This is a genomic window from Pseudomonas sp. H2_D02 (assembly GCF_054677635.1).
The window spans coordinates 1,104,837-1,127,364 of the sequence record NZ_CP162816.1 but is presented as its reverse complement, the minus strand read 5'-3'; the positions used below and the strand labels follow the sequence as shown (position 1 = coordinate 1,127,364).

General features: G+C 62.3%; 25 protein-coding genes and 3 pseudogenes. 18 read left to right on the top strand and 10 right to left on the bottom strand.

Going from position 1 to position 22,528, the window contains the following annotated elements; translation table 11 throughout:
- Positions 1-36: 36 nt before the first annotated feature.
- From AB4N42_RS05155 to AB4N42_RS05140, 4 genes are all read right to left on the bottom strand, one after another.
- Entirely contained in the window at positions 37-2,085 is a 2,049-nt protein-coding gene (locus AB4N42_RS05155) for a methyl-accepting chemotaxis protein (protein WP_460115932.1), read from the bottom strand.
- Between the two features lie 153 nt (positions 2,086-2,238).
- Positions 2,239-2,778 carry a chemotaxis protein CheW gene (locus AB4N42_RS05150; protein ID WP_217860554.1) on the bottom strand — a complete coding sequence of 180 codons (540 nt, stop codon included), beginning with the start codon at positions 2,776-2,778 and terminating at the stop codon, positions 2,239-2,241.
- A gap of 10 nt (positions 2,779-2,788) precedes the next feature.
- A complete protein-coding gene (pilH, locus tag AB4N42_RS05145; RefSeq protein ID WP_030137899.1) occupies positions 2,789-3,151 on the bottom strand; it encodes a twitching motility response regulator PilH in 363 nt (120 codons plus the stop codon).
- A gap of 44 nt (positions 3,152-3,195) precedes the next feature.
- The gene (locus tag AB4N42_RS05140; protein WP_030137900.1) at positions 3,196-3,627 is read right to left on the bottom strand and encodes a response regulator; all 432 of its coding nucleotides are present in this window, start codon (positions 3,625-3,627) and stop codon (positions 3,196-3,198) included.
- Positions 3,628-3,851: 224 nt separating this feature from the next.
- Here AB4N42_RS05140 and gshB point away from each other — a divergent pair, with 224 nt between their 5' ends.
- From gshB to AB4N42_RS05105, 7 genes are all read left to right on the top strand, one after another.
- Entirely contained in the window at positions 3,852-4,823 is a 972-nt protein-coding gene (gshB, locus tag AB4N42_RS05135; protein ID WP_460115931.1) for a glutathione synthase, read from the top strand.
- Between the two features lie 96 nt (positions 4,824-4,919).
- Positions 4,920-5,816 carry a TonB family protein gene (locus AB4N42_RS05130; RefSeq protein ID WP_460115930.1) on the top strand — a complete coding sequence of 299 codons (897 nt, stop codon included), beginning with the start codon at positions 4,920-4,922 and terminating at the stop codon, positions 5,814-5,816.
- A 176-nt stretch (positions 5,817-5,992) separates the two neighbouring features.
- Complete coding sequence (locus AB4N42_RS05125; RefSeq protein ID WP_030137903.1) at positions 5,993-6,562, top strand: YqgE/AlgH family protein; 570 nt, start codon at positions 5,993-5,995, stop codon at positions 6,560-6,562.
- Positions 6,562-6,999 carry a Holliday junction resolvase RuvX gene (ruvX, locus tag AB4N42_RS05120; RefSeq protein ID WP_030137904.1) on the top strand — a complete coding sequence of 146 codons (438 nt, stop codon included), beginning with the start codon at positions 6,562-6,564 and terminating at the stop codon, positions 6,997-6,999. Before AB4N42_RS05125 ends, ruvX begins: the two co-directional genes overlap by 1 nt.
- Before the next feature lie 83 nt (positions 7,000-7,082).
- Complete coding sequence (pyrR, locus tag AB4N42_RS05115; protein WP_030137905.1) at positions 7,083-7,589, top strand: bifunctional pyr operon transcriptional regulator/uracil phosphoribosyltransferase PyrR; 507 nt, start codon at positions 7,083-7,085, stop codon at positions 7,587-7,589.
- A 24-nt stretch (positions 7,590-7,613) separates the two neighbouring features.
- Positions 7,614-8,618 carry an aspartate carbamoyltransferase catalytic subunit gene (locus AB4N42_RS05110; RefSeq protein ID WP_003177495.1) on the top strand — a complete coding sequence of 335 codons (1,005 nt, stop codon included), beginning with the start codon at positions 7,614-7,616 and terminating at the stop codon, positions 8,616-8,618.
- Positions 8,615-9,886, top strand: a complete 1,272-nt coding sequence (locus AB4N42_RS05105; protein ID WP_217860556.1) for a dihydroorotase — start codon at positions 8,615-8,617, stop codon at positions 9,884-9,886. Before AB4N42_RS05110 ends, AB4N42_RS05105 begins: the two co-directional genes overlap by 4 nt.
- Positions 9,887-10,009: 123 nt before the next feature.
- Here AB4N42_RS05105 and AB4N42_RS05100 read toward each other — a convergent pair whose 3' ends face one another.
- Positions 10,010-10,438, bottom strand: a complete 429-nt coding sequence (locus tag AB4N42_RS05100; RefSeq protein ID WP_030137907.1) for an NINE protein — start codon at positions 10,436-10,438, stop codon at positions 10,010-10,012.
- A 248-nt stretch (positions 10,439-10,686) separates the two neighbouring features.
- Here AB4N42_RS05100 and AB4N42_RS05095 point away from each other — a divergent pair, with 248 nt between their 5' ends.
- Positions 10,687-11,298 carry a C40 family peptidase gene (locus AB4N42_RS05095; protein ID WP_030137908.1) on the top strand — a complete coding sequence of 204 codons (612 nt, stop codon included), beginning with the start codon at positions 10,687-10,689 and terminating at the stop codon, positions 11,296-11,298.
- A gap of 127 nt (positions 11,299-11,425) precedes the next feature.
- Here the strand turns inward: AB4N42_RS05095 and AB4N42_RS05090 are convergent.
- Positions 11,426-12,461: pseudogene (locus AB4N42_RS05090) on the bottom strand (type IV pilus twitching motility protein PilT).
- 56 nt (positions 12,462-12,517) lie between these two features.
- Between AB4N42_RS05090 and AB4N42_RS05085 the strand changes: the two are divergent.
- The 9 genes and pseudogenes from AB4N42_RS05085 to AB4N42_RS05045 all read left to right on the top strand — a co-directional run bounded on the left by AB4N42_RS05085 (position 12,518) and on the right by AB4N42_RS05045 (position 19,291).
- Positions 12,518-13,210: a YggS family pyridoxal phosphate-dependent enzyme gene (locus AB4N42_RS05085; RefSeq protein ID WP_460115929.1), complete on the top strand. Its 693-nt coding sequence runs from the start codon at positions 12,518-12,520 to the stop codon at positions 13,208-13,210.
- 28 nt (positions 13,211-13,238) lie between these two features.
- A pseudogene (proC, locus tag AB4N42_RS05080) lies at positions 13,239-14,058 on the top strand (pyrroline-5-carboxylate reductase).
- 10 nt (positions 14,059-14,068) lie between these two features.
- Positions 14,069-14,659: a YggT family protein gene (locus AB4N42_RS05075; protein WP_030137912.1), complete on the top strand. Its 591-nt coding sequence runs from the start codon at positions 14,069-14,071 to the stop codon at positions 14,657-14,659.
- Positions 14,660-14,931: 272 nt separating this feature from the next.
- The gene (gene metX, locus AB4N42_RS05070; RefSeq protein ID WP_030137913.1) at positions 14,932-16,071 is read left to right on the top strand and encodes a homoserine O-succinyltransferase MetX; all 1,140 of its coding nucleotides are present in this window, start codon (positions 14,932-14,934) and stop codon (positions 16,069-16,071) included.
- Between the two features lie 7 nt (positions 16,072-16,078).
- A pseudogene (gene metW / locus AB4N42_RS05065) lies at positions 16,079-16,700 on the top strand (methionine biosynthesis protein MetW).
- A gap of 25 nt (positions 16,701-16,725) precedes the next feature.
- Complete coding sequence (locus tag AB4N42_RS05060; RefSeq protein ID WP_198796882.1) at positions 16,726-17,160, top strand: DUF4426 domain-containing protein; 435 nt, start codon at positions 16,726-16,728, stop codon at positions 17,158-17,160.
- A complete protein-coding gene (rdgB, locus tag AB4N42_RS05055; protein ID WP_460115928.1) occupies positions 17,157-17,753 on the top strand; it encodes an RdgB/HAM1 family non-canonical purine NTP pyrophosphatase in 597 nt (198 codons plus the stop codon). The genes AB4N42_RS05060 and rdgB overlap by 4 nt, the downstream gene beginning before the upstream one ends.
- Positions 17,750-18,949, top strand: coding sequence for a radical SAM family heme chaperone HemW (gene hemW / locus AB4N42_RS05050; protein WP_030137917.1), 1,200 nt, complete (start codon positions 17,750-17,752; stop codon positions 18,947-18,949). Before rdgB ends, hemW begins: the two co-directional genes overlap by 4 nt.
- Before the next feature lie 18 nt (positions 18,950-18,967).
- Positions 18,968-19,291 (top strand): DUF3392 domain-containing protein, encoded by a 324-nt coding sequence (locus AB4N42_RS05045; RefSeq protein ID WP_014340681.1) that lies wholly within the window; start codon positions 18,968-18,970, stop codon positions 19,289-19,291.
- Between the two features lie 145 nt (positions 19,292-19,436).
- Here AB4N42_RS05045 and trmB read toward each other — a convergent pair whose 3' ends face one another.
- From trmB to AB4N42_RS05025, 4 genes are all read right to left on the bottom strand, one after another.
- The gene (gene trmB / locus AB4N42_RS05040; RefSeq protein ID WP_030137918.1) at positions 19,437-20,162 is read right to left on the bottom strand and encodes a tRNA (guanosine(46)-N7)-methyltransferase TrmB; all 726 of its coding nucleotides are present in this window, start codon (positions 20,160-20,162) and stop codon (positions 19,437-19,439) included.
- A gap of 9 nt (positions 20,163-20,171) precedes the next feature.
- Positions 20,172-20,966, bottom strand: coding sequence for a thiazole synthase (locus tag AB4N42_RS05035; RefSeq protein ID WP_003177480.1), 795 nt, complete (start codon positions 20,964-20,966; stop codon positions 20,172-20,174).
- A 54-nt stretch (positions 20,967-21,020) separates the two neighbouring features.
- Positions 21,021-21,221: a sulfur carrier protein ThiS gene (gene thiS, locus AB4N42_RS05030; RefSeq protein WP_018609493.1), complete on the bottom strand. Its 201-nt coding sequence runs from the start codon at positions 21,219-21,221 to the stop codon at positions 21,021-21,023.
- An 84-nt stretch (positions 21,222-21,305) separates the two neighbouring features.
- Positions 21,306-21,686, bottom strand: coding sequence for a DUF423 domain-containing protein (locus AB4N42_RS05025; RefSeq protein ID WP_030137919.1), 381 nt, complete (start codon positions 21,684-21,686; stop codon positions 21,306-21,308).
- Between the two features lie 73 nt (positions 21,687-21,759).
- Here AB4N42_RS05025 and mtgA point away from each other — a divergent pair, with 73 nt between their 5' ends.
- Positions 21,760-22,482, top strand: coding sequence for a monofunctional biosynthetic peptidoglycan transglycosylase (gene mtgA / locus AB4N42_RS05020; protein ID WP_030137920.1), 723 nt, complete (start codon positions 21,760-21,762; stop codon positions 22,480-22,482).
- The last annotated feature ends 46 nt before the right edge of the window (positions 22,483-22,528 follow it).

Here is a 22,528-nt window from a genome sequence, read left to right as displayed (position 1 = left end):
TTTCAATATGCAGGGCTGATCAGTTACTGCTTGTCCTCATCGCCAGCCGGCCCCGTGCGGCAAGGTGAACCCTGACACCGACCGGCGCAGTTGGCTGGCCATTTTCGCCAGGTTGCCGATGCTCTCTGCCGTGGCCGTGGAGCCCGAGGACGTTTGCGAAGTGATCTGCTGGATCACGTTCATGGTCAAGGATATCTGGCCCGCCGAGGTGGTCTGTTGCTGCGCCGCGTTGGAAATACTCTGGATCAGCGCCGCCAGGGTCTTGGACACGCCTTCGATTTCTTCCAGGGCCACGTCGGCATCCTGGGCCAGCCGGGCGCCGCGCACCACTTCGGTGGTGGTCTGTTCCATGGAAATCACCGCCTCGTTGGTATCGGCCTGGATCGCTCGCACCAGCGTTTCGATCTGCCGCGTCGCGGCCGAGGAGCGCTCCGCCAGCCGCTGAACTTCATCGGCCACCACCGCAAAGCCGCGCCCGGCATCACCGGCCATGGACGCCTGGATCGCGGCGTTGAGCGCCAGGATGTTGGTCTGGTCGGCGATGTCGTCGATCAGGCTGACAATGTCGCCAATTTCCTGGGACGACTCGCCCAGGCGCTTGATGCGCTTGGCGGTGTCCTGGATCTGCTCGCGGATGTTGTCCATGCCATGAATGGTGTTGTGCACCACCTCGTTGCCCTTGTTGGCGATCTCCACGGAGCGCTCGGCCACCGCCGACGATTCGGCGGCATTGGCCGACACCTGGTCGATGGATTGGGCCATTTCATTGATTGAAGTCGAAGCTTCGGAAATTTGCTGGGCCTGGTGTTCGGACGCCTGGGCCAGGTGCATCGCCGTGGCCTGGGTCTCCTGCACCGCGGCGGCCACCTGGCCGGCAGTGAGGTTGATCGTCGCCACCAGATCGCGCAGCTGGTCCACCGAATAATTGATGGAATCGGCGATGGTCCCGGTGAAATCCTCGGTGACCGAGGCGGTGACGGTCAGGTCGCCGTCGGCCAGGTCTTCGATCTCGTCCAGCAAGCGCATGATCGCGTTCTGGTTGCGTTCGTTCTTTTCCGCCGTTTCGCGCAACTGGCGGTTGGTTTCGCGAACCATCACCAGGCCGATGAGGATGATCGACATCAGCGCCAGCAGACCCAGCACATAACCACCAATGGTGTTAACGGAGCGCCCGCCCGCGAGGTTTTCGAACGCCGAAGCCAGGTGCGAGGCTTCATCCAGCAGGGTTTGCGACAGGTTGAAGATGTTGCCCGCCGATTCGCGAACCTTGAACAGTTCCGGGGAGGTCTCGAGGATTTCATCCACCGAGCCCGAGACGAACTCGAACAGCTCACTGATTTCGCTCAGGCGCGCCCGGGCATCGCGGTCCTGCACCTGGGAAATCTTCAAGGTCGGGTCGCCTTGCAGCATGCCGTTGAGCACCTGGCCGAAACGCGCGGCATCACGACCGAACGTATCGGCGGCCTGGCTGGCGTTTTCGTCCCCCGCCAACACGGTATTCACCGCGCCGAGAATCCGCTCGGCCAGCAGCGATTGGCGCTGGGCCATGGCCACCTGGGGGGCCGGTGCGCCCCTTTGCAGGAGGATTTCGACGACTTTCTCGTATTCGACTTGCAGTTGCGGCACGGTTTCGGCCAGCGTCGCCGCGACCTGATGCAGCGACAAGACGGTTTGTTCGCTGGAAAGAATGGCATCGGTGTTCTTGAGCAGGCGCTCCCAGTCCAGCTGCACGGCGCGCATCTGCGGACGCAGGGTGGCAGGCGCAGGCGGCAGGCCGGTGACCGGGTCGCCCTGCTTCAGGTAACCCCAGCGCTGGGCGAAATCATTGCGCGCATCGCTCAGCAATTTGAACGCGGCGGCCTTGCCGGCGGCGGCCTCGGTGGCGTTCTTGGCAATGCGCTGGGACAACACCCGCAGCTCACCGGCGTGCCCGATGTATTGCTTGTCATAGGTGGACTGGATGTTGAGGTACGCGAAGTTGGCGAACAACAGCATGATGAAGACAATCAACGCGACGAACAGCACGATGATCTGCGAACGACTGCGCGACGCTTCCAGTGGCTTGCCTGTTTTTGCTTTGATCATCGGTTCTCGCCTGTCCCCAAAACCCCAAACCACCGCCATTCAAATGTGGGAGCGAGCTTGCTCGCGATAGCGGCGGTACAGCTTGCATCAATGTTGACTGCACTGGCGCTATCGCGAGCAAGCTCGCTCCCACAGGGGCCGCGCTGCGGCCTGTTAAACCGCCACATCCATGAATCCCGACGACCGCGCCAGGGCAAACGGACTGAACACCTGCCACTGCCGCTCGCCCTCGAACCGGCCCTGGACGAAGGCCGTCTCCGGGCCATCGAGGTCGTTCGCCGGGGCCGACTCCAGGCCGTCCCGGGCAAAATGCTGCAGGCCGAGCACTTCGTCCACCAGCAAACCGGCGAACACCTCGTCATGGTCCACCACCAGCACCCGCCGCTGCTTGCGCACGCTGGACAGTTCATGGCCGAAGAAGCCGCACAGATCCATCAACGGCAGCAAACGCCCGCGCAGGTTAGCCACTCCGCGAACCCATGGCTTGACCCCGGGCAACGGCGTGTGACGCGGCTCGTGCAGCACTTCGCTGACTTCACCCATGGGCGCCACGAACCAGTGTTCGCCCAGGCGAAAGCCGATACCGCTCCAGGTGTCGCGGTGGACCGGTTGGGACGGCAGGTCCGCGCCCAGCAACCGACAGCGCCGATCGATCCGCAGCAACAGCTCGAAAGCGGTCAGGGATTGGCTCATGGCCGTGCGTTCAACCCAGTACTTTGTTCAGGGTTGCGATCAGGGTGTCTTCATCCACCGGTTTGGTCAGGTAATCCCTCGCGCCCTGGCGGGTGCCCCAGACCTTGTCGGTTTCCTGGTCCTTGGTGGTGATGATGATCACCGGAATGTGCCCGGTGTCCGGGTCCTTGGTCAGTTGGCGAGTGGCCTGGAACCCGTTGAGGCCGGGCATGACGATGTCCATCAATACCGCGTCGGGTTTTTCCTGGCGGGCCAGTGCCACGCCATCGGCGCCGTTCTCAGCCTTGAGAACCTGATGACCGTGCTTTTCCAGCATGCCGGTCAGTTTGTACATTTCAGTCGGCGAATCATCGACGATCAGAACTCGTGCCATGGTGTTCCCCATTTTCTGTAGACCTCGGGCCCGCAGGCCGAGCGTCATGAGTTTGCCTGGTGCGGCTGGACAGCGGAAAAGCCCGGGACATGGGCCTGTATCGCGCCCAGCAATTCTTCCTTGCTGAAAGGCTTGGTCAGAAACTGATCGGAGCCGACGATGCGCCCCTTGGCCTTGTCGAACAGGCCATCGCGGGACGACAGCATGATCACTGGCGTCGCCTTGAAGGCCCCGTTGTTCTTGATCAGGGCGCAGGTCTGGTAACCGTCCAGGCGCGGCATCATGATGTCGACAAAGATAATGCCTGGATGATGGTCGACGATCTTGGCCAGCGCATCGAAGCCGTCGACCGCCGTGATTACCTCGCAACCGACGTTGCGCAGCAGGGTTTCGGCGGTGCGGCGGATAGTCTTCGAGTCGTCGATGACCATGACCTTCAAGGCGCTGGGTTGCTGCTGCGTAGATTGCTCTGCCATTGCCACTGCGAACCGGTTTTTAACGCATAAGTGTGAACGACAGCGCAAACCCTTGATGTTCAAGGCCCGCACGTCACATGGCAGCCTTTTTAGCACAGTCTCCATCGCCGATCTATCAGCCGCTCGGCACGGTGGTTTTTCCTTGACCGCCAATCTTCCGGGCGCCACTCTGACGCCACTTTTTCACGCCATTTGTGCCCATCGAAATTATGAGGAACCAAGCCATGAGCGTACGCGTCGGCATTGTCATGGACCCAATCGCCAGCATTTCCTACAAGAAGGATAGCTCGCTGGCCATGCTGCTGGCCGCTCAGAAGCGCGGCTGGGAACTGTTCTACATGGAGCAGCGCGACCTCTACCAGGCCGAAGGCCAGGCCCAGGCGCGGATGAAACCGCTGAAAGTCTTCGCCAACCCGGAGAAATGGTTCGAACTGGGCGAGGAAAGCGATGCACTGCTGAGCGACCTGGACGTGATCCTGATGCGCAAGGATCCGCCGTTCGACATGGAATTCGTGTATTCCACCTATCTCCTTGAACAGGCAGAAAGCGCCGGCGTGCTGGTGGTCAACAAGCCGCAGAGCCTGCGCGACTGCAACGAAAAGCTGTTCGCCACGCTGTTCCCGCAATGCACGCCGCCGACCATCGTCAGCCGTCGTCCGGACGTGTTGCGTGAATTCGCCGATCATCACGGCGACGTTATCCTCAAGCCGCTGGACGGCATGGGCGGTTCTTCGATCTTCCGCCACACCGCCGGCCACCCGAACCTGTCGGTGATCCTGGAAACCCTGACCTTGCATGGCAAGCAGCAAATCATGATCCAGGGCTACCTGCCGGCCATCATCGACGGCGACAAACGCATCCTGATGATCGACGGCGAGCCCGTGGATTATTGCCTGGCACGCATCCCGGCGGCCGGCGAAACCCGTGGCAACCTGGCGGCCGGTGGTCGTGGCGAAGCCCGTCCGCTGACCGACAAGGACCGCTGGATCGCCGCCCAGGTCGGCCCGACACTGCGGGAAAAAGGCCTGTTGTTCGTCGGCCTGGACGTGATCGGCGAGCACCTGACGGAAATCAACGTCACCAGCCCGACCTGCATCCGCGAAATCGACAATGCCTTCGGCACCGACATCGGCGGGATGCTGATGGATGCCATCGAGAAGCAGCTGCAAGCGGCAAGTCACAAGCGACAAGTTTGATGCAGCTTGTCGCTTGCAGCTTGAGGCTTGAAGCTAAAAACCAACATTGCGTTATCATGCCCGGCCTGTGAAACCCGCGATGTTGGTTTTTTTGCCATGACACTCCCGTCCGATCTGCCCCTAGAGCTCGCCCATCGTGGCGTGCGCGCGGCTGATCGTCTCGGTTTTACCCTGTTCCTGGCGGCGCTGATCCACCTGGCCGTGCTGCTGGGCGTCGGCTTTGCCACGGTCGAACCCAAGCAGATCAGCCAGACCCTGGAAATTACCCTGGCGACGTTCAAGAGCGAGACCAAGCCCAGGAAGGCCGACTTTCTCGCCCAGGAAAACCAGCAAGGCAGCGGCACCCTGGAAAAGAAAGCAACGCCCAAGACCACCGAGATCGCGCCGTTCCAGGACAACAAAGTCCAGAAGATAACCCCACCGCCGGCCGCCAAGCCGGAGGTCCAGGAGACGGCGCCCAAGGCTGCCGTGACCACCGTGGCGCCGAAGCCGAAAAAGGCCCCGGTCAAGGAAGAGGTCAAGCCCGATCCGAAGCCCAAGGCGCCTGAGCCGACCTTCGACAGCTCGCAGCTTTCCAGCGACATCGCCAGCCTGGAAGCCGAGCTGGCCCAGGAGCAACAGCTGTACGCCAAGCGTCCGCGCATTCACCGCCTCAGTGCCGCTTCGACCATGCGCGACAAGGGTGCCTGGTACAAGGATGAGTGGCGCAAGAAGGTCGAGCGCATCGGCAACCTCAATTACCCCGAGGAAGCCCGGCGCAAACAGATCTACGGCAACCTGCGGCTAATGGTCTCGATCAACCGCGACGGCTCGCTGTACGAGGTGCTGGTGCTCGAATCCTCCGGCCAACCCCTGCTGGACCAGGCCGCCCAGCGGATCGTACGCCTGGCCGCGCCGTTCGCGCCGTTCACCGGGGACCTGTCGGACATCGACCGCCTGGAAATCATCCGCACCTGGAAGTTTGCCCGCGGTGATCGGCTGTCCAGTAACTGATAACCACCCAATTCCCTTGTGGGAGCGAGCTTGCTCGCGATAGCGGACGGTCAGTCGACCTCTGTGTTGAATGATCAATTGCTATCGCGAGCAAGCTCGCTCCCACAGGGGATCGGTGACAGTCTCAGGCATTTCCTGGCTTGTCAGTTCGGCCCTGCCCCGCCACACTAGCGCCTATGAAAAACGTCAGCCCCACCTACCTCAAGCATCATTTCCTGATCGCCATGCCGCACATGGCCGATCCGAACTTTGCCCACACCTTGACCTACATCGTCGAGCACACGGCGAACGGGGCCATGGGATTGGTGGTCAACCGCCCGCAAGAGCTGAACCTGGCGGACATCCTTGAGCAATTGCGTCCCGAGGTCGAGCCGCCACTGCTGTGCCAGCATGTGCCGATTTTTATGGGTGGCCCGGTGCAGACCGATCGCGGTTTCGTGCTCCATCCGTCGGGCCCCAAATTCCAGGCCACGGTGGACCTGGACGGTGTGTCGCTGTCCACCTCCCAGGACGTGCTGTTCGCCATCGCCGACGGCGTCGGCCCGCAAAAAAGCCTGATTGCCCTCGGCTATGCCGGTTGGGAACCCGGGCAACTGGAAGCCGAGCTGGCGGATAACGCCTGGCTGACCTGCCCGTTCGACGCCGACATCCTCTTCAATACCAGCAGCGAACTGCGCCTGGAAGCGGCGGCCAGCCGGTTGGGTGTCAACCTCAGCCTGCTCACCAGCCAGGCGGGACACGCCTGATGGCCTTGCGCTTGCTGCTGGGCTTCGATTACGGCACCAAACAGATCGGCGTTGCGGTCGGCCAGGTCATTACCGGCCAGGCCCGTGAGCTGTGCACCTTGAAGGCGCAGAATGGCGTTCCGGACTGGAACCAGGTCGAAGCGCTGATCAAGGAATGGAAACCCGACGCCGTGGTGGTCGGCCTGCCGCTGAACATGGACGGCACGCCCAGCGACATGTGCCTGCGCGCCGAAAAGTTCGCCCGCCGGCTCAACGGCCGCTTCAACCTGCCCTTCTATACCCATGATGAGCGCCTGACGACCTTCGAGGCCAAGGGCGAACGCCTGGTGCGCGGCGGGCAGAAAGGCAGTTACCGCGACAACCCGGTGGACGCCATCGCCGCCGCCCTGCTGTTGCAGGGCTGGCTCGATGCCAATACCGCCCTGTTCGAAACCTGATTTTTTGAAAGCGCCGCCAAGGCGCTTTCTTTTAGCGATAAACCGAGTCACGAGCACCGACCCGGAAACCTGAAGGAGCCAGCATGAGCCTGCCCAATCCCGCCGAGCTGATCAGCCAGATGGCGATCCGTCTTACGGCGCACCTGGAACAACGCGGCATCAGCGAACCGCGCTACATCGGCATCCGCACTGGCGGCGTCTGGGTTGCCCAGGCCTTGCTCGATGAGCTGGGCAGCGATTCGCCGCTGGGCACCCTGGACGTGTCCTTCTACCGCGACGACTTCAGCCAGAACGGCCTGCACCCGCAAGTGCGCCCCTCGGCCCTGCCATTCGAGATCGAAGGCCAGCACCTGGTGCTGATCGACGACGTCCTGATGAGCGGCCGGACCATCCGCGCCGCCATGAACGAACTGTTCGATTACGGCCGCCCGGCCAGCGTGACGCTGGTGTGCCTGCTGGACCTGGACGCCGCCGAGCTGCCGATCCGGCCGAACGTGGTCGGCGCGACACTGACGCTGGCCGCCCATGAGCGGGTCAAGCTCTCCGGGCCGTCGCCGCTGCAACTCGAACTGCAAGACCTTGCCCTTTAACTGCCCTTGTAAGAGTCCATCGCGATGACGCCTCTCGAAACCAAGCGCCCGCTGCAGCTCAACGATCAGGGCCAGCTGCGGCACTTCCTGTCCCTCGACGGCCTGCGCCGCGAGCTGCTGACAGAAATCCTCGACACCGCCGACTCGTTCCTCGAAGTTGGCGCCCGTGCGGTGAAGAAAGTCCCGTTGCTGCGCGGCAAGACCGTGTGCAACGTGTTCTTCGAAAACTCCACCCGCACCCGTACCACCTTCGAACTGGCGGCCCAGCGGCTGTCGGCGGACGTGATCACCCTCAACGTCTCCACGTCCTCGGCGAGCAAGGGTGAAACCCTGCTCGACACCCTGCGTAACCTCGAAGCTATGGCCGCCGACATGTTCGTCGTGCGCCACGGTGATTCCGGTGCAGCGCACTTCATTGCCGAACACGTGTGCCCGCAAGTGGCGATCATCAACGGCGGCGACGGCCGTCACGCCCACCCGACCCAGGGCATGCTGGACATGCTGACCATCCGCCGGCACAAGGGCAGCTTCGAGAACCTGTCGGTGGCCATCGTCGGCGACATCCTGCACTCGCGGGTGGCCCGCTCGAACATGCTGGCCCTCAAGACCCTCGGCTGCCCGGACATCCGCGTGATCGCGCCGAAAACCCTGCTGCCCATCGGCGTCGAGCAATACGGTGTGAAGGTCTACACCGACATGACCGAAGGCCTGAAGGATGTGGACGTGGTGATCATGCTGCGCCTGCAACGCGAACGCATGACCGGCGGCCTGCTGCCCAGCGAAGGCGAGTTCTACCGCTTGTTCGGCTTGACCACCGCGCGCCTGGCCGGGGCCAAGCCGGATGCCATCGTCATGCACCCGGGGCCGATCAACCGCGGCGTGGAGATCGAGTCGGCGGTGGCCGACGGGCCGCATTCGGTGATCCTCAACCAAGTGACCTACGGCATCGCCATCCGCATGGCCGTGCTGTCCATGGCCATGAGCGGGCAAACGGCCCAGCGCCAATTTGACCAGGAGAACGCCCAGTGAAGCTCAGCATTCTCGGCGCACGCGTGATCGATCCGGCCAGCGGCCTGGATCAAGTGACCGACATTCATATCGATGCCTGCAAGGTCGTCGCCCTTGGCGCGGCGCCGGCGGGCTTCGCGGCGGTCGAGACCCTCGACGCCCAAGGCCTGGTCGCCGCCCCTGGCCTGGTGGACCTCAACGTCGCCCTGCGCGAGCCGGGCTACAGCCGCAAAGGCAGCATCGTCAGCGAAACCCGCGCCGCCGCCGCCGGTGGCGTGACCAGCCTGTGCTGCCCACCGCAGACCAAACCGGTGCTGGACACATCGGCCGTGGCCGAACTGATCCTCGACCGCGCCCGCGAAGCCGGCAACACCAAGGTTTTCCCGATTGGCGCACTGAGCAAAGGCCTCGATGGCGAGCAATTGGCCGAGCTGATCGCCCTGCGTGATGCCGGGTGCGTGGCGTTCGGCAATGGCCTGAACAGCTTCCGCAACACCCGTACGCTGTGTCGCGCACTGGAATATGCGGCGACTTTCGGCCTGACCGTCATCTTCAATTCCCAGGATCACGACCTGGCCGAAGGCGGTCTCGCCCATGAAGGCCCGACCGCCAGCTTCCTCGGCCTGCCGGGCATTCCGGAAACGGCCGAGACCGTGGCCCTGGCCCGGGACCTGCTGCTGGTGGAACAAAGCGGCGTGCGCGCCCACTTCAGCCAACTGACCAGCGCCCGTGGCGCGGCGCTGATCGCCCAGGCCCAGGCCCGCGGCTTGCCGGTGACCGCCGACGTGGCGCTGTATCAGTTGATCCTGACCGATGAGGCGCTGATCGATTTCAACAGCGTCTATCACGTCCAGCCGCCGCTGCGCACCCGCGCCGACCGCGAAGGCTTGCGCGAGGCGGTGAAGTCCGGGGTGATCTCGGCCATTTCCAGCCATCACCAGCCCCACGAGCGCGACGCCAAGCTGGCACCCTTCGGCGCCACCGAACCGGGCATCAGCAGCGTTGAACTGCTGTTGCCGCTGGCCATGACGCTGGTGGAGGACGGCTTGCTGGACTTGCCAACCTTGCTGGCGCGCCTGAGCGCCGGCCCGGCCCAGGCCCTGCAATTGCCGGTCGGGAAACTGGCCGTGGGTGCGGCGGCGGACCTGGTGCTGTTCGACCCCGCCGCGTCCACGGTGGCTGGCGAAGCCTGGCGCTCCAAGGGCGACAACTGCCCGTTCCTCGGTCACAGCCTGCCGGGGGTGGTGCGCTATACGCTGATGGATGGGCGGATTACCCACCAGGCCTGAAAAACCGCGTCGCTCCTATCGCGAGCAAGCTCGCTCCCACAGGGATCTCGGTGAACACAGGATATGTGAACACCTCCGATCCAGTGTGGGAGCGAGCTTGCTCGCGATGCAGGCAACTCGGTCTTAGTGAAAAGCCCCACGCTTCTGCGCATTACGAATCGACACCTGGTCGTTCAGCGTCCAGAAGTCATACAGCACACCCAGGAAAAACACCCCGCCGGTCAGCAGATAGATAATCCCGCTGAGCCACTTCCCCTGATACATGCGATGCACGCCCAAGACGCCGAGGAAGGTCAGCAGAATCCACGCCACGGTGTATTCGATAGGTCCCGGGGTGAAACGCAGATCCGCTTCGCGGTCCATGGCCGGGATCAGGAACAGGTCGATCAACCAACCGATGCCCAGCAGGCCGAAGGTGAAGAACCAGATCGTGCCAGTCACCGGCTTGCCGTAATAGAAACGGTGCGCACCGGTGAAGCCGAAAATCCAGAGCAGATACCCGATCACTTTGCTATGGGTGTCACGGGTTGCGTCCTGCTGATAGCTGTTCATGAATGGCCTCTTTTGCCTCGATAGAAAAATTTGTTCGGACTTTTTGTGACTTTTTTGTGTCTCGCCGACAAGCGGTCCTGAGCGACTCGGACCTGTGAAACGCCCGTGTTATGGGGGTCTTGTCGGACAATTGGGTCAATTGTCGCAATTGTGCAGGGTTCAGGCTGGGTTCCGGATCGACAAACGGCCTCGAAACGGCGAAAAAAGCTGTTATAAAGTTGCGCGCTAACCTTTATGAGCCTTGCCTAATGCGTCCATTTTTCAAGACATGGCTGACCATCTGCCTATTATTGCCACTGGCCGCCCACGCCACCAATCGTGAGCAACGTCTTCCCAACGTCAACGGCTACACCCCGAAATCCCATGTTTCTGCTCCAGGGAGCAAAAACAACCCAGGCACCCAGCGCCTGAGCACGACCAACAGCAAGCTGGTTCCGCCCATGGCGACCAAAGCGAGCAGCAACGTGTTGAGCCGCGCCGTGAATGTACTGGGCACACCTTACCGCTGGGGCGGCAGCAGCCCAAGCAAAGGTTTCGATTGCAGCGGTTTGGTGAAGTACGCCTTCAACGACGCCACGTTCGACCTGCCGCGCACCTCCAATGCGATGGCTGCCGGTCATGGCGAGAAAGTCGAGCGCAAGGACTTGAAGCCTGGCGACCTGATTTTCTTCAAGCTCAAGAGCCGCCGGGTCAACCACGTGGCGATCTACCTGGGCAACGACCGCTTCATCCACGCGCCACGGCGGGGCAAGTCGGTGACCATCGACACGCTGAACAAGCCGTATTGGAACACCCATTACGTGGTTGCCAAGCGGGTGCTGCCGAAAGAACCGGGCGCGATGCGGGTGGTTCAGCGCTGAGCCAGCATTTTTGCTGTAGCTGATGACCCCATCGCGAGCAAGCTCGCTCCCACACTCGATTTCCATTCGCTGAAAGTCCTGTGGGAGCGAGCTTGCTCGCGATGAGGCCTGCAAAAGCACCACATCTCTAAAAGTTATCCGGCGTACGCGCCCGCTCCCGCGCATGTTCGCGGCTGATCAGCCCCTTGTTCACCAACTCTTTCAGGCACATGTCCAGCGTCTGCATCCCCAGCGAGCCGCCGGTCTGGATCGACGAATACATCTGCGCGATCTTGTCTTCCCGGATGAGATTGCGGATCGCCGAGGTGCCGAGCATGATTTCGTGTGCAGCGACCCGGCCGCCACCGATCTTCTTGACCAGCGTCTGGGAGATCACCGCTTGAAGCGACTCCGACAGCATCGAGCGAACCATGGACTTTTCGTCGCCGGGGAACACATCCACCACCCGGTCAATGGTCTTGGCTGCCGATGTGGTGTGCAGCGTACCAAACACCAAGTGCCCGGTTTCAGCGGCGGTCAGCGCCAGGCGAATGGTTTCCAGGTCACGCATTTCCCCCACCAGGATCACGTCCGGGTCTTCCCGCAGGGCCGAGCGCAGGGCCGTGGAAAAACCTTGGGTGTCGCGGTGCACCTCGCGCTGGTTGATCAGGCATTTGCGCGGTTCATGGACGAACTCGATCGGGTCCTCGATGGTAAGGATGTGATGGTGCTTGTGGCTATTCAGGTAATCGATCATCGCCGCCAGGGTCGTGGACTTGCCTGAACCAGTAGGCCCGGTCACCAGCACGAGCCCGCGTGGGGCCTCGGTGATCTTGCGAAACACCTCGCCCATGCCCAGGTCTTCCATGGTCAGGACTTTCGACGGGATGGTCCGGAACACCGCCCCGGCGCCACGATTCTGATTGAAGGCGTTGACCCTGAACCGCGCCACACCCGGCACGTCGAAGGAGAAATCCGTTTCCAGAAATTTCTCGTAATCCACTCGCTGCCGGTCGTTCATGATGTCGTAGATCAGCTCATGAACCTGTTTATGGTCCAGTGCCAGGCAGGTTTATCCGTCGCACATCGCCGTCGACACGGATCATCGGCGGCAGCCCGGCGGACAGGTGCAGGTCCGACGCCCCCTGTTTGGCGCTGAAGGCCAACAGTTCAGTGATATCCATAGCGCTCCTCAATTCCAGTAGAATGCCGCGAACCTCAGACCCGCTGGCCTTTCTTTATGACCACGATAGCAGACAACATTGCTCAGGTTAGATCGCGCATCCATGCGGCGGAGCACGCCGCCCAGCGTGCCGCAGGCAGCGTCCAACTGCTGGCAGTGAGCAAGACCAAGCCCGCCCAGGCCCTGCGCGAAGCCTATGCCGCCGGCCTCAGGGACTTCGGCGAGAACTACCTGCAAGAAGCGCTCGGCAAGCAGGCGGAACTGACCGACCTGCCCTTGATCTGGCACTTCATCGGCCCCATTCAATCGAACAAGACGCGCGCTATTGCCGAACATTTCGACTGGGTGCACTCCGTGGATCGCCTGAAAATTGCCCAACGCCTGTCCGAGCAGCGCCCGGCCGAGCTGCCGCCGTTGAACATCTGCATCCAGGTCAACGTCAGCGGCGAAACCAGTAAATCCGGTTGCACACCGACGGACCTGCCAGCCCTCGCCAAGGCCATCGCCGCATTGCCACATCTCACATTGCGCGGGTTGATGGCCATTCCCGAACCGACCGACGATCGCGCCGAGCAGGACGCGGCGTTTGCGGCCGTCCAGCGCCTGCAAGCCAGCCTGGACCTGCCCCTGGATACGTTATCCATGGGTATGAGCCATGACCTCGAATCCGCCATCGCCCAAGGCGCCACCTGGGTGCGCATCGGTACTGCATTGTTTGGCGCTCGCGACTACGGTCAAACACCCAGCTGATCCATTCATCTCTTTATAAGGACCTGTCATGAGCAACACGCGTATTGCCTTTATCGGCGCCAAGCAACATGGCCGCCAGCCTGATCGGCGGCCTGCGGGCCAAGGGCCTGGACGCATCCATGATTCGCGCCAGCGATCCGGGTGAAGAGACTCGCAAGCGGGTCAGCGCCGAGCACGGCATCGAAACCTTCGCCGACAACGCCCAGGCCATCGACGGCGTGGACGTCATCGTGCTGGCGGTCAAGCCGCAAGCGATGAAGACCGTCTGCGAGGCCCTTCGCCCGAATCTCAAGCCTCATCAACTGGTGGTGTCGATTGCCGCGGGCATCACCTGCGCGAGCATGAACAACTGGCTCGGTGCCCAGCCGATCGTGCGTTGCATGCCTAATACCCCGGCCCTGTTGCGCCAGGGTGTCAGCGGCCTGTATGCAACCGGCCAAGTGAGCGCCGGACAGCGTCAGCAGGCCGAAGAACTGCTGTCGGCCGTCGGCCTGGCGCTGTGGCTGGAGACCGAGCAGCAACTGGATGCCGTCACCGCCGTCTCCGGCTCGGGCCCGGCGTATTTTTTCCTGCTGATCGAAGCCATGACCGCCGTCGGCGAGAAACTCGGCCTGCCCCGGGAAACCGCTGCGCAACTGACGTTGCAAACCGCTCTCGGTGCCGCGCATATGGCGGTGTCCAGTGATGTCGATGCGGCCGAGTTGCGTCGCCGCGTGACCTCGCCGGCCGGCACCACGGAAGCGGCCATCAAATCATTCCAGGCCGGCGGCTTCGAAGCCCTGGTGGAAAAAGCACTCGGCGCCGCCGCGCACCGCTCGGCCGAAATGGCCGAACAACTGGGCCAATAAGGAGCCATTCATGATTGGATTGAACACTGCAGCGGTCTATGTCCTGCAAACCCTCGGCAGCCTGTACCTGCTGATCGTGCTGATGCGCTTTGTGCTGCAACTGGTGCGCGCCAACTTCTACAACCCGCTGTGCCAGTTCGTGGTCAAGGCTACCCAGCCGCTACTCAAGCCGTTGCGCCGGATCATCCCGAGCCTGTTCGGCCTGGACATGTCCTCGCTGGTGTTGGCGATCCTGGTGCAGTTGGCACTGATGGCGCTGACCCTGCTGTTGACCTACGGCACCACCGGCAACCCGCTGCAACTGCTGATCTGGTCGATCATCGGCGTCACCGCGCTGTTCCTGAAGATATTCTTCTTCGCCTTGATCATCAGCGTGATCCTGTCCTGGGTCGCACCGGGCAGCCACAACCCGGGGGCCGAACTGGTGAACCAGATCTGCGAGCCGGCCCTGGCGCCGTTCCGTCGCATCGTGCCGAACCTCGGCGGCCTGGATATCTCGCCGATCCTGGCGTTCATGGTGCTCAAGCTGCTCGACATGCTGGTGATCAATAATTTGGCGGCGATGACCATGATGCCGGAGATTTTGCGGGTGCTTATTTGATCCAGGCAACCTGATCCCTGTGGCAAAGGACCTGTCTGTGGCGAGGGGATTTATCCCCGCTGGGCCGCGAAGCGGCCCCAAAGCAGACAACTCGGCCAGCCTGATACTCCGCATACTCAGGTTTCAGGGCTGCTTCGCAGCCCAACGGGGATAAATCCCCTCGCCACAAATAAATCCGCTCGCAACCATCGGATTCCCCGCTTGCGCCGTTTGCTTGCCGCTAACCCCAGCGGTCTTTAGACTTACGCCTCATTTCAACGCGAGCAGGGTCGATGCCAGCTGCCTTTCCCCCCGATTCCGTTGGTCTGGTGACGCCTCAAATGGCGCATTTCAGCGAGCCCCTGGCCCTGGCCTGCGGCCGTTCGTTGCCAGCCTATGACCTGATCTACGAAACCTACGGCACCCTCAATGCCACGGCGAGCAATGCCGTGCTGATCTGCCACGCCTTGTCGGGGCATCACCACGCCGCCGGCTACCACAGCGTCGATGACCGCAAGCCCGGCTGGTGGGACAGTTGCATCGGCCCGGGCAAGCCCATCGACACCAACAAGTTCTTCGTCGTCAGCCTGAACAACCTCGGCGGTTGCAACGGCTCCACCGGCCCCAGCAGTATCAACCCGGACACCGGCAAGCCCTTCGGCGCCGATTTCCCGGTACTGACCGTGGAAGACTGGGTCCACAGCCAGGCGCGCCTGGCCGACCGTCTCGGCATCGCCCAATGGGCAGCGGTTATCGGCGGCAGCCTGGGTGGCATGCAAGCGCTGCAATGGACCATCACCTACCCGGACCGCGTGCGCCACTGCCTGGCAATCGCCTCGGCACCCAAGCTGTCGGCGCAGAACATCGCCTTCAACGAAGTGGCGCGCCAGGCGATCCTCACCGACCCCGAATTCCACGGCGGCTCGTTCCAGGAACACGGCGTGATCCCCAAGCGCGGGCTGATGCTGGCACGGATGGTCGGGCACATCACCTACCTGTCCGACGATTCCATGGGCGAGAAATTCGGCCGTGGTCTCAAGAGCGAGAAGCTCAACTACGACTTCCACAGCGTCGAGTTCCAGGTCGAGAGCTACCTGCGTTATCAGGGAGAAGAGTTCTCCGGGCGTTTCGACGCCAACACCTACCTGTTGATGACCAAGGCGCTGGACTACTTCGATCCGGCGGCGAACTTCGACGATAACCTGGCGAAAACCTTCGCCAACGCCACCGCCAAGTTCTGCGTGATGTCGTTTACCACCGACTGGCGCTTCTCCCCGGCCCGCTCCCGGGAACTGGTGGACGCACTGATGGCCGCGCGCAAGGACGTCTGCTACCTGGAAATCGACGCGCCCCAGGGCCACGACGCCTTTTTGATCCCGATCCCGCGCTACCTGCAGGCGTTCGGCAACTACATGAATCGTATTACGCTGTGAGGACGCCATGAGAGCCGATCTGGACATCATCCAGGAATGGATCCCCATGCGGCAGCCGGGTGCTCGACCTGGGCTGCGGCAACGGCGAATTGCTGACCTGGCTGCGGGACAACAAGCAAGTGACGGGCTACGGGCTGGAAAATGACCCGGACAACATCGCCGAATGCGTGGCCAAGGGCATCAACGTCATCGAGCAGGACCTGGACAAGGGCCTGGGCAACTTCGCCAGCAACAGCTTCGACATCGTGGTCATGACCCAGGCCCTGCAAGCCGTGCACTACCCGGACAAGATCCTCGACGAAATGCTGCGCGTCGGGCGCCAGTGCATCATCACCTTCCCCAACTTCGGTCACTGGCGGTGCCGCTGGTACCTGGCGAGCAAGGGGCGGATGCCGGTGTCGGAGTTCCTGCCCTACACCTGGTACAACACGCCGAACATCCACTTCTGCACCTTCGAGGATTTCGAGGAGTTGTGCCGCGAACGCGAAGCCAAGGTCATTGATCGCCTGGCCGTAGACCAGCAGCACCGCCACGGGTGGGCGAGCAAGCTTTGGCCTAATCTGTTAGGTGAGATAGGCATCTATCGGGTCAGCAGCCCAGGCCTCGCCGATCATCAGGTCGCGGTGTAAACGCCGGCCTTTCCAGGAGCACGACATGAAACGTCTAGGGTTGTTTCTCATCACCGCCTGCCTAAGCGTCGGCGTCATGGCCGCCGATGTCATCAAGGGCGAGCGCAAGGAAGTGTTCGGTGACGTCACCGTGCACTACAACACGTTCAACTCCACCTTCCTAACGCCTGACATCGCCAAGGGCGCCGAACTGATCCGCAGCAAGAACCAGGGCGTGATCAATGTTTCGGTGATCAAGGGTGGCAAGCCGCTGATCGCCCAAGTCAGCGGCACGGTCAAGGACCTGACCAGCAAGACGGTCCCGCTCAGCTTCCGCCAGATCACTGAGCCAGGCGCGATTTATTACGTCGCCCAATACCCGGTGGACCAGCAGGAAACCCGCACCTTTGAAATCAAGGTGCAGATCGGCGACAAGATCAACACCCTCAACTTCAACCAGGAACTGTTCCCGGGCCAATGATCAAGCTCACCCAACTCGTGCTGGCCAGCCACAACGCCGGCAAACTCAAGGAACTCCAGGCGATGCTCGGCGGGTCGGTGCAATTGCGCTCGATCGGCGAGTTCAGCCAGGTGGAACCGGAAGAGACCGGCCTGTCGTTCGTCGAGAACGCCATTCTCAAGGCCCGCAACGCCGCGCGCATCTCCGGCCTGCCGGCGCTGGCCGACGACTCCGGACTGGCGGTGGATTTCCTCGGCGGCGCGCCGGGCATCTATTCGGCCCGTTACGCCGATGGCAAGGGTGATGCGGCGAACAACGCCAAGCTGCTCGAAGCCCTCAAGGATGTTCCTGAAGCCGAGCGCGGCGCGCAGTTCGTATGTGTGCTGGCGCTGGTGCGCCATGCCGATGACCCGCTGCCGATCCTCTGCGAAGGCCTGTGGCATGGACGCATTCTGACCGAGGCCAGCGGCGAGCACGGTTTCGGCTACGACCCATTGTTCTGGGTGCCTGAGCGCAATTGCTCCAGTGCCGAGCTGGGCCCCGTGGAAAAGAACCAACTGAGCCACCGCGCCCGCGCCATGGCCCTGCTGCGCCAGCGTCTGGGCCTGCAATGACCACCGACGCCCCCGCACCGCTGATCCACGGCGGCGCGCAAACCCCTCGGGCACCACTGCCGGTGCTGCCGCCCCTGGCGTTGTACGTCCACATCCCGTGGTGTGTGCGCAAATGTCCGTATTGCGACTTCAACTCCCACACCGCCAGCCCGCAGTTGCCGGAAGAAGAGTATGTCGACGCCTTGCTGGCCGATCTCGACCAGGATCTGCACGCGGTTCATGGTCGTGAACTGAGTTCGATATTTTTCGGCGGCGGTACGCCAAGCCTGTTCAGCGCCCAGGCGCTGGGACGGCTTCTCCAGGGTGTCGAGGCGCGCATTCCCTTCGCGCCGGACATTGAAATCACCCTGGAAGCCAACCCCGGAACGTTCGAGCAAGCGAAGTTCGTCGCCTACCGGGCGCTGGGCATCAATCGCCTGTCCATCGGCATCCAGAGCTTCCAGCAGGCCAAGCTCGAAGCGCTGGGCCGGATCCACAACGGTGACGAGGCGGTGCGCGCCGCTGGCATGGCCCGCCAGGCCGGGTTCGACAACTTCAACCTCGACTTGATGCACGGCTTGCCTGACCAGTCCCTCGAAGACGCCTTGAGCGACCTGCGCCAGGCCATTGCGCTGAAGCCCACTCATTTGTCCTGGTACCAGCTGACGCTGGAGCCGAACACCGTGTTCTGGAACCAGCCGCCAACATTGCCGGAAGACGACACGCTGTGGGACATCCAGGAAGCCGGGCAGGCATTGCTGGCCGAGCACGGCTACGCCCAGTACGAAGTCTCGGCGTATGCCCAGCCCGGTCGGGCGGCGCGGCACAACCTCAACTATTGGAGCTTCGGCGATTTCATCGGCATCGGCGCCGGGGCCCACGGCAAGCTCAGCCATCCGGACGGGCGCATCGTGCGCACCTGGAAGACCCGCTTGCCCAAGGATTACCTGAATCCGGCCAAAAGCTTCCAGGCGGGTGAGAAAACCCTCGCCAACGAGGAACTGCCGTTCGAGTTCCTGATGAATGCCCTGCGCCTGACCGCAGGCGTGGAAGCGCGGCTGTACCCGGAGCGCACCGGTCTGCCCCTTGAGAGCCTGGCCGAAGGCCGGCGCGAGGCCGAACAAAGTGGGTTGTTGCAGGTCGAACCGTCACGTCTGGCGGCGACCGAGCGCGGACAGCTGTTTCTCAATGACTTGCTGCAAACATTTCTGAGCTGATCAACACAAGGAAATCGAATGGATCTGGTACTCGACCTGCTCGCCACTGTGTCCCGCTGGAGCCGCAGCAACCTGTCGGAAATCTCCCTGGCATTGGTAGGCTGCCTGCTGGTGCTGTTTGGTGCCGATATCAAGGGCTGGGTCGAACAACGCCTGGGCAGCATCGCCGGCGCGTTGCGCGTCCCGCTGATTGCCCTGCTGTGCATGATCGGCAGTGGCGCCGCGCTGATCTACGCCACGCCGTGGATCGTCCGAGGCTTGAGCCAGTTCAACAACTACAGCCTGGCCCCGGTGTTGTTGGTGGTGCTGGTGTTGATTGGCGTGGTGGCGGATCGGCGCTGAACTGACAGACACCACGAAACACATGTGGGAGCGGGCTTGCTCGCGAATGCGGCAGAACATTCAACATCCATGTCGACTGCTACACCGCTTTCGCGAGCAAGCCCGCTCCCACAGGGGATCCCATTTCAGCAGGGATTTCTGATGCTTACGCCAGCTTCTCGAACTTCAAATCCCAAACCCCATGCCCAAGCCGTTCGCCACGGCGTTCGAACTTGGTGATCGGCCGTTCGGCCGGGCGCGGTACGCACTTGCCGTCTTCGGCCAGGTTGCGATAACCCGGGGCGACGTTCATCACTTCCAACATGTATTCGGCGTAGGGCTCCCAGTCGGTAGCCATGTGCAGCACACCGCCGACCTTCAACTTGCTACGCACCAGCTCAGCGAACGACGCCTGGACGATCCGGCGCTTGTGGTGACGACTTTTGTGCCAAGGATCCGGGAAGAACAACATCAGTCGGTCGAGGCTGTTGTCGGCGATGCAGCGATTGAGCACTTCAATGGCGTCGCAATCGTAGACCCGCAGGTTCGTCAGGCCCTGGGTCAACACACCGTTGAGCAGTGCTCCGACGCCCGGGCGGTGTACTTCCACGCCAATGAAATCCTGCTCCGGCGAAGCGGCAGCCATCTCCAGTAACGAATGGCCCATGCCAAAGCCGATTTCCAGCGAGCGCGGCGCCGAGCGGCCGAAGACCTGGTCAAAATCCACCGGCGCATCGGCCAAGGGCAGGACGTAAAGCGGGGCGCCTTGCTCCAGGCCGCGTTGCTGGCCTTCAGTCATGCGCCCGGCGCGCATCACGAAACTCTTGATGCGGCGGTGCTGGCGCTCTTCGCCCTCTTCCGGCAGGACAGGCGTGTCGTTCGATTCAGTCATCAATGGCTCTTACTTGATCAGACCATCCAGCGGCGAAGACGCGCTGGCGTAGAGTTTTTTCGGCATGCGGCCCGCGAGGTAGGCCAGGCGGCCGGCAACAATGGCGTGCTTCATGGCTTCGGCCATCAGGATCGGTTGCTGGGCATGGGCGATGGCCGAGTTCATCAGCACCGCCTCGCAACCCAACTCCATGGCGATGGTGGCGTCGGAGGCGGTACCGACACCGGCATCCACCAGCACCGGGATCTTGGCTTCTTCCAGGATGATCTGCAGGTTGTATGGGTTGCAGATCCCCAGGCCGGTGCCAATCAGGCCGGCCAGCGGCATGACCGCGATGCAGCCGATTTCCGCCAGTTGACGGGCGATGATCGGGTCATCGCTGGTGTAGACCATCACGTCGAAACCTTCCTTGACCAGCGTCTCCGCAGCCTTGAGGGTTTCGATCACGTTGGGGAACAGGGTTTTCTGGTCCGCCAGCACTTCCAGCTTCACCAGGTTATGGCCATCGAGCAGCTCACGGGCCAGGCGGCAGGTGCGCACGGCCTCGATGGCGTCGAAGCAACCGGCGGTGTTCGGCAGGATGGTGTAGCGATCCGGCGGCAGGATATCCAGCAGGTTCGGTTCGCCCGGGTTCTGGCCGATGTTGGTCCGGCGCACGGCGACGGTCACGATCTCGGCGCCCGAGGCTTCGATGGCCAGGCGGGTCTCTTCCATGTCGCGGTATTTGCCGGTGCCTACCAGCAAACGCGACTGGTAGGTACGACCGGCCAGGACGAAAGGCTTGTCGCTACGAACGATGCTCATGGGAAATCCTCTGTAGGGGTGAGGTTCTTGCGAAAGGCTGCGAAATCGAGGCGACTAGCCACCGCCAATGGCGTGGACCACTTCGACGCTATCACCGTCGTTCAACGTGGTTTCGGCGTGCTGGCTGCGCGGGACGATATCCAGATTGAGCTCCACCGCGACGCGGCGTCCGGTAAGTTCCAGACGGGTCAGCAGGGCCGCAACGGTTTCGCCGTCGGGCAGGTCAAGGGGTTCGCCGTTCAACTGAATGCGCATGCCGGATGCCGCCATCATTTTTAGGGGCTGGCATTCTAGCCCGATCAGTCTGGGTGACCCAAGTCCCTTGGTCAGCTTCAAGCTTCACGCGGCAAGTTGCAGGCGCCAGGCCGCGATGCCCAGGCATAACCAGCCGATCAGAAAGGCCACGCCGCCCAGGGGCGTGATGATGCCCAGCTTGCTGATGCCGGTGAGGGTCAGCAAATAAAGGCTGCCGGAGAACAGCAGGATGCCGATCACAAATGAGATCCCGGCCCACGTGACGATACGACCCGGAATATGCGTGGCCAGCAGCGCGACACCCAGCAGGGCCAGGGTATGCACCAGTTGATAGGTGACGCCGGTGTGGAAAATCGCCAGGTAATCGGCGCTCAGGCGGTTTTTCAGGCCATGGGCGGCAAACGCACCTAAGGCCACGCCGGTGAAGCCGAAAAAAGCCGCCAGCATCAGAAAGCTACGCAACATGGGAACTCCGATCAGACTCGGTGGACAGGGTCTGTATAATGGCCCGCTCGACGGGTTCGGCCAAGCCATCTCTATGCTGCGTACATTGTTTCGACGATTCGTTAAAGCCCTGCTCTGGTTCGCCGTCGGCAGTGTTGTGCTGGTGCTGTTGTTTCGCGTGGTGCCGCCGCCATTCACCGCGCTGATGATCGAGCGCAAGGTTGAATCCTGGTTCGGTGGCGAACCCATCGACCTGCAGCGCGACTGGCAACCCTGGGACCAGATTTCCGACAACCTCAAGGTGGCGGTGATTGCCGGCGAAGATCAGAAGTTTCCCGAACACTGGGGCTTCGACATCAGTGCAATCCAGGCTGCGTTCGCCCATAACGGACGCGGCGGTTCAATTCGTGGCGCCAGCACCCTTAGCCAGCAAGTATCGAAGAACCTGTTTCTGTGGTCCGGTCGCAGTTGGCTGCGCAAGGGGCTGGAAGCCTGGTTCACCGCGCTGATTGAAGTGTTCTGGCCAAAGCAGCGGATCCTTGAGGTGTACCTCAACAGTGTCGAGTGGGACGACGGGGTGTTCGGCGCGGAAGCAGCGGCGCGGCACCACTTTCGCGTAAGTGCCGATGCCTTGTCCCGGCAACAGGCCAGCTTGTTGGCAGCGGTGCTGCCCAACCCGCGCAAATGGAGCGCCAGCCGACCGAGCCCTTATGTGCTACGGCGGGCGGGCTGGATTCGTCAGCAGATGAGCCAGTTGGGGGGCGATGGTTATCTGCTGGAACTCGATCATGCGCGGCGGGCGCCTTGGGCGCAGTAGCCGAGACACCAATAATCAACTGTGGGAGCGAGCTCGCTCGCGATGA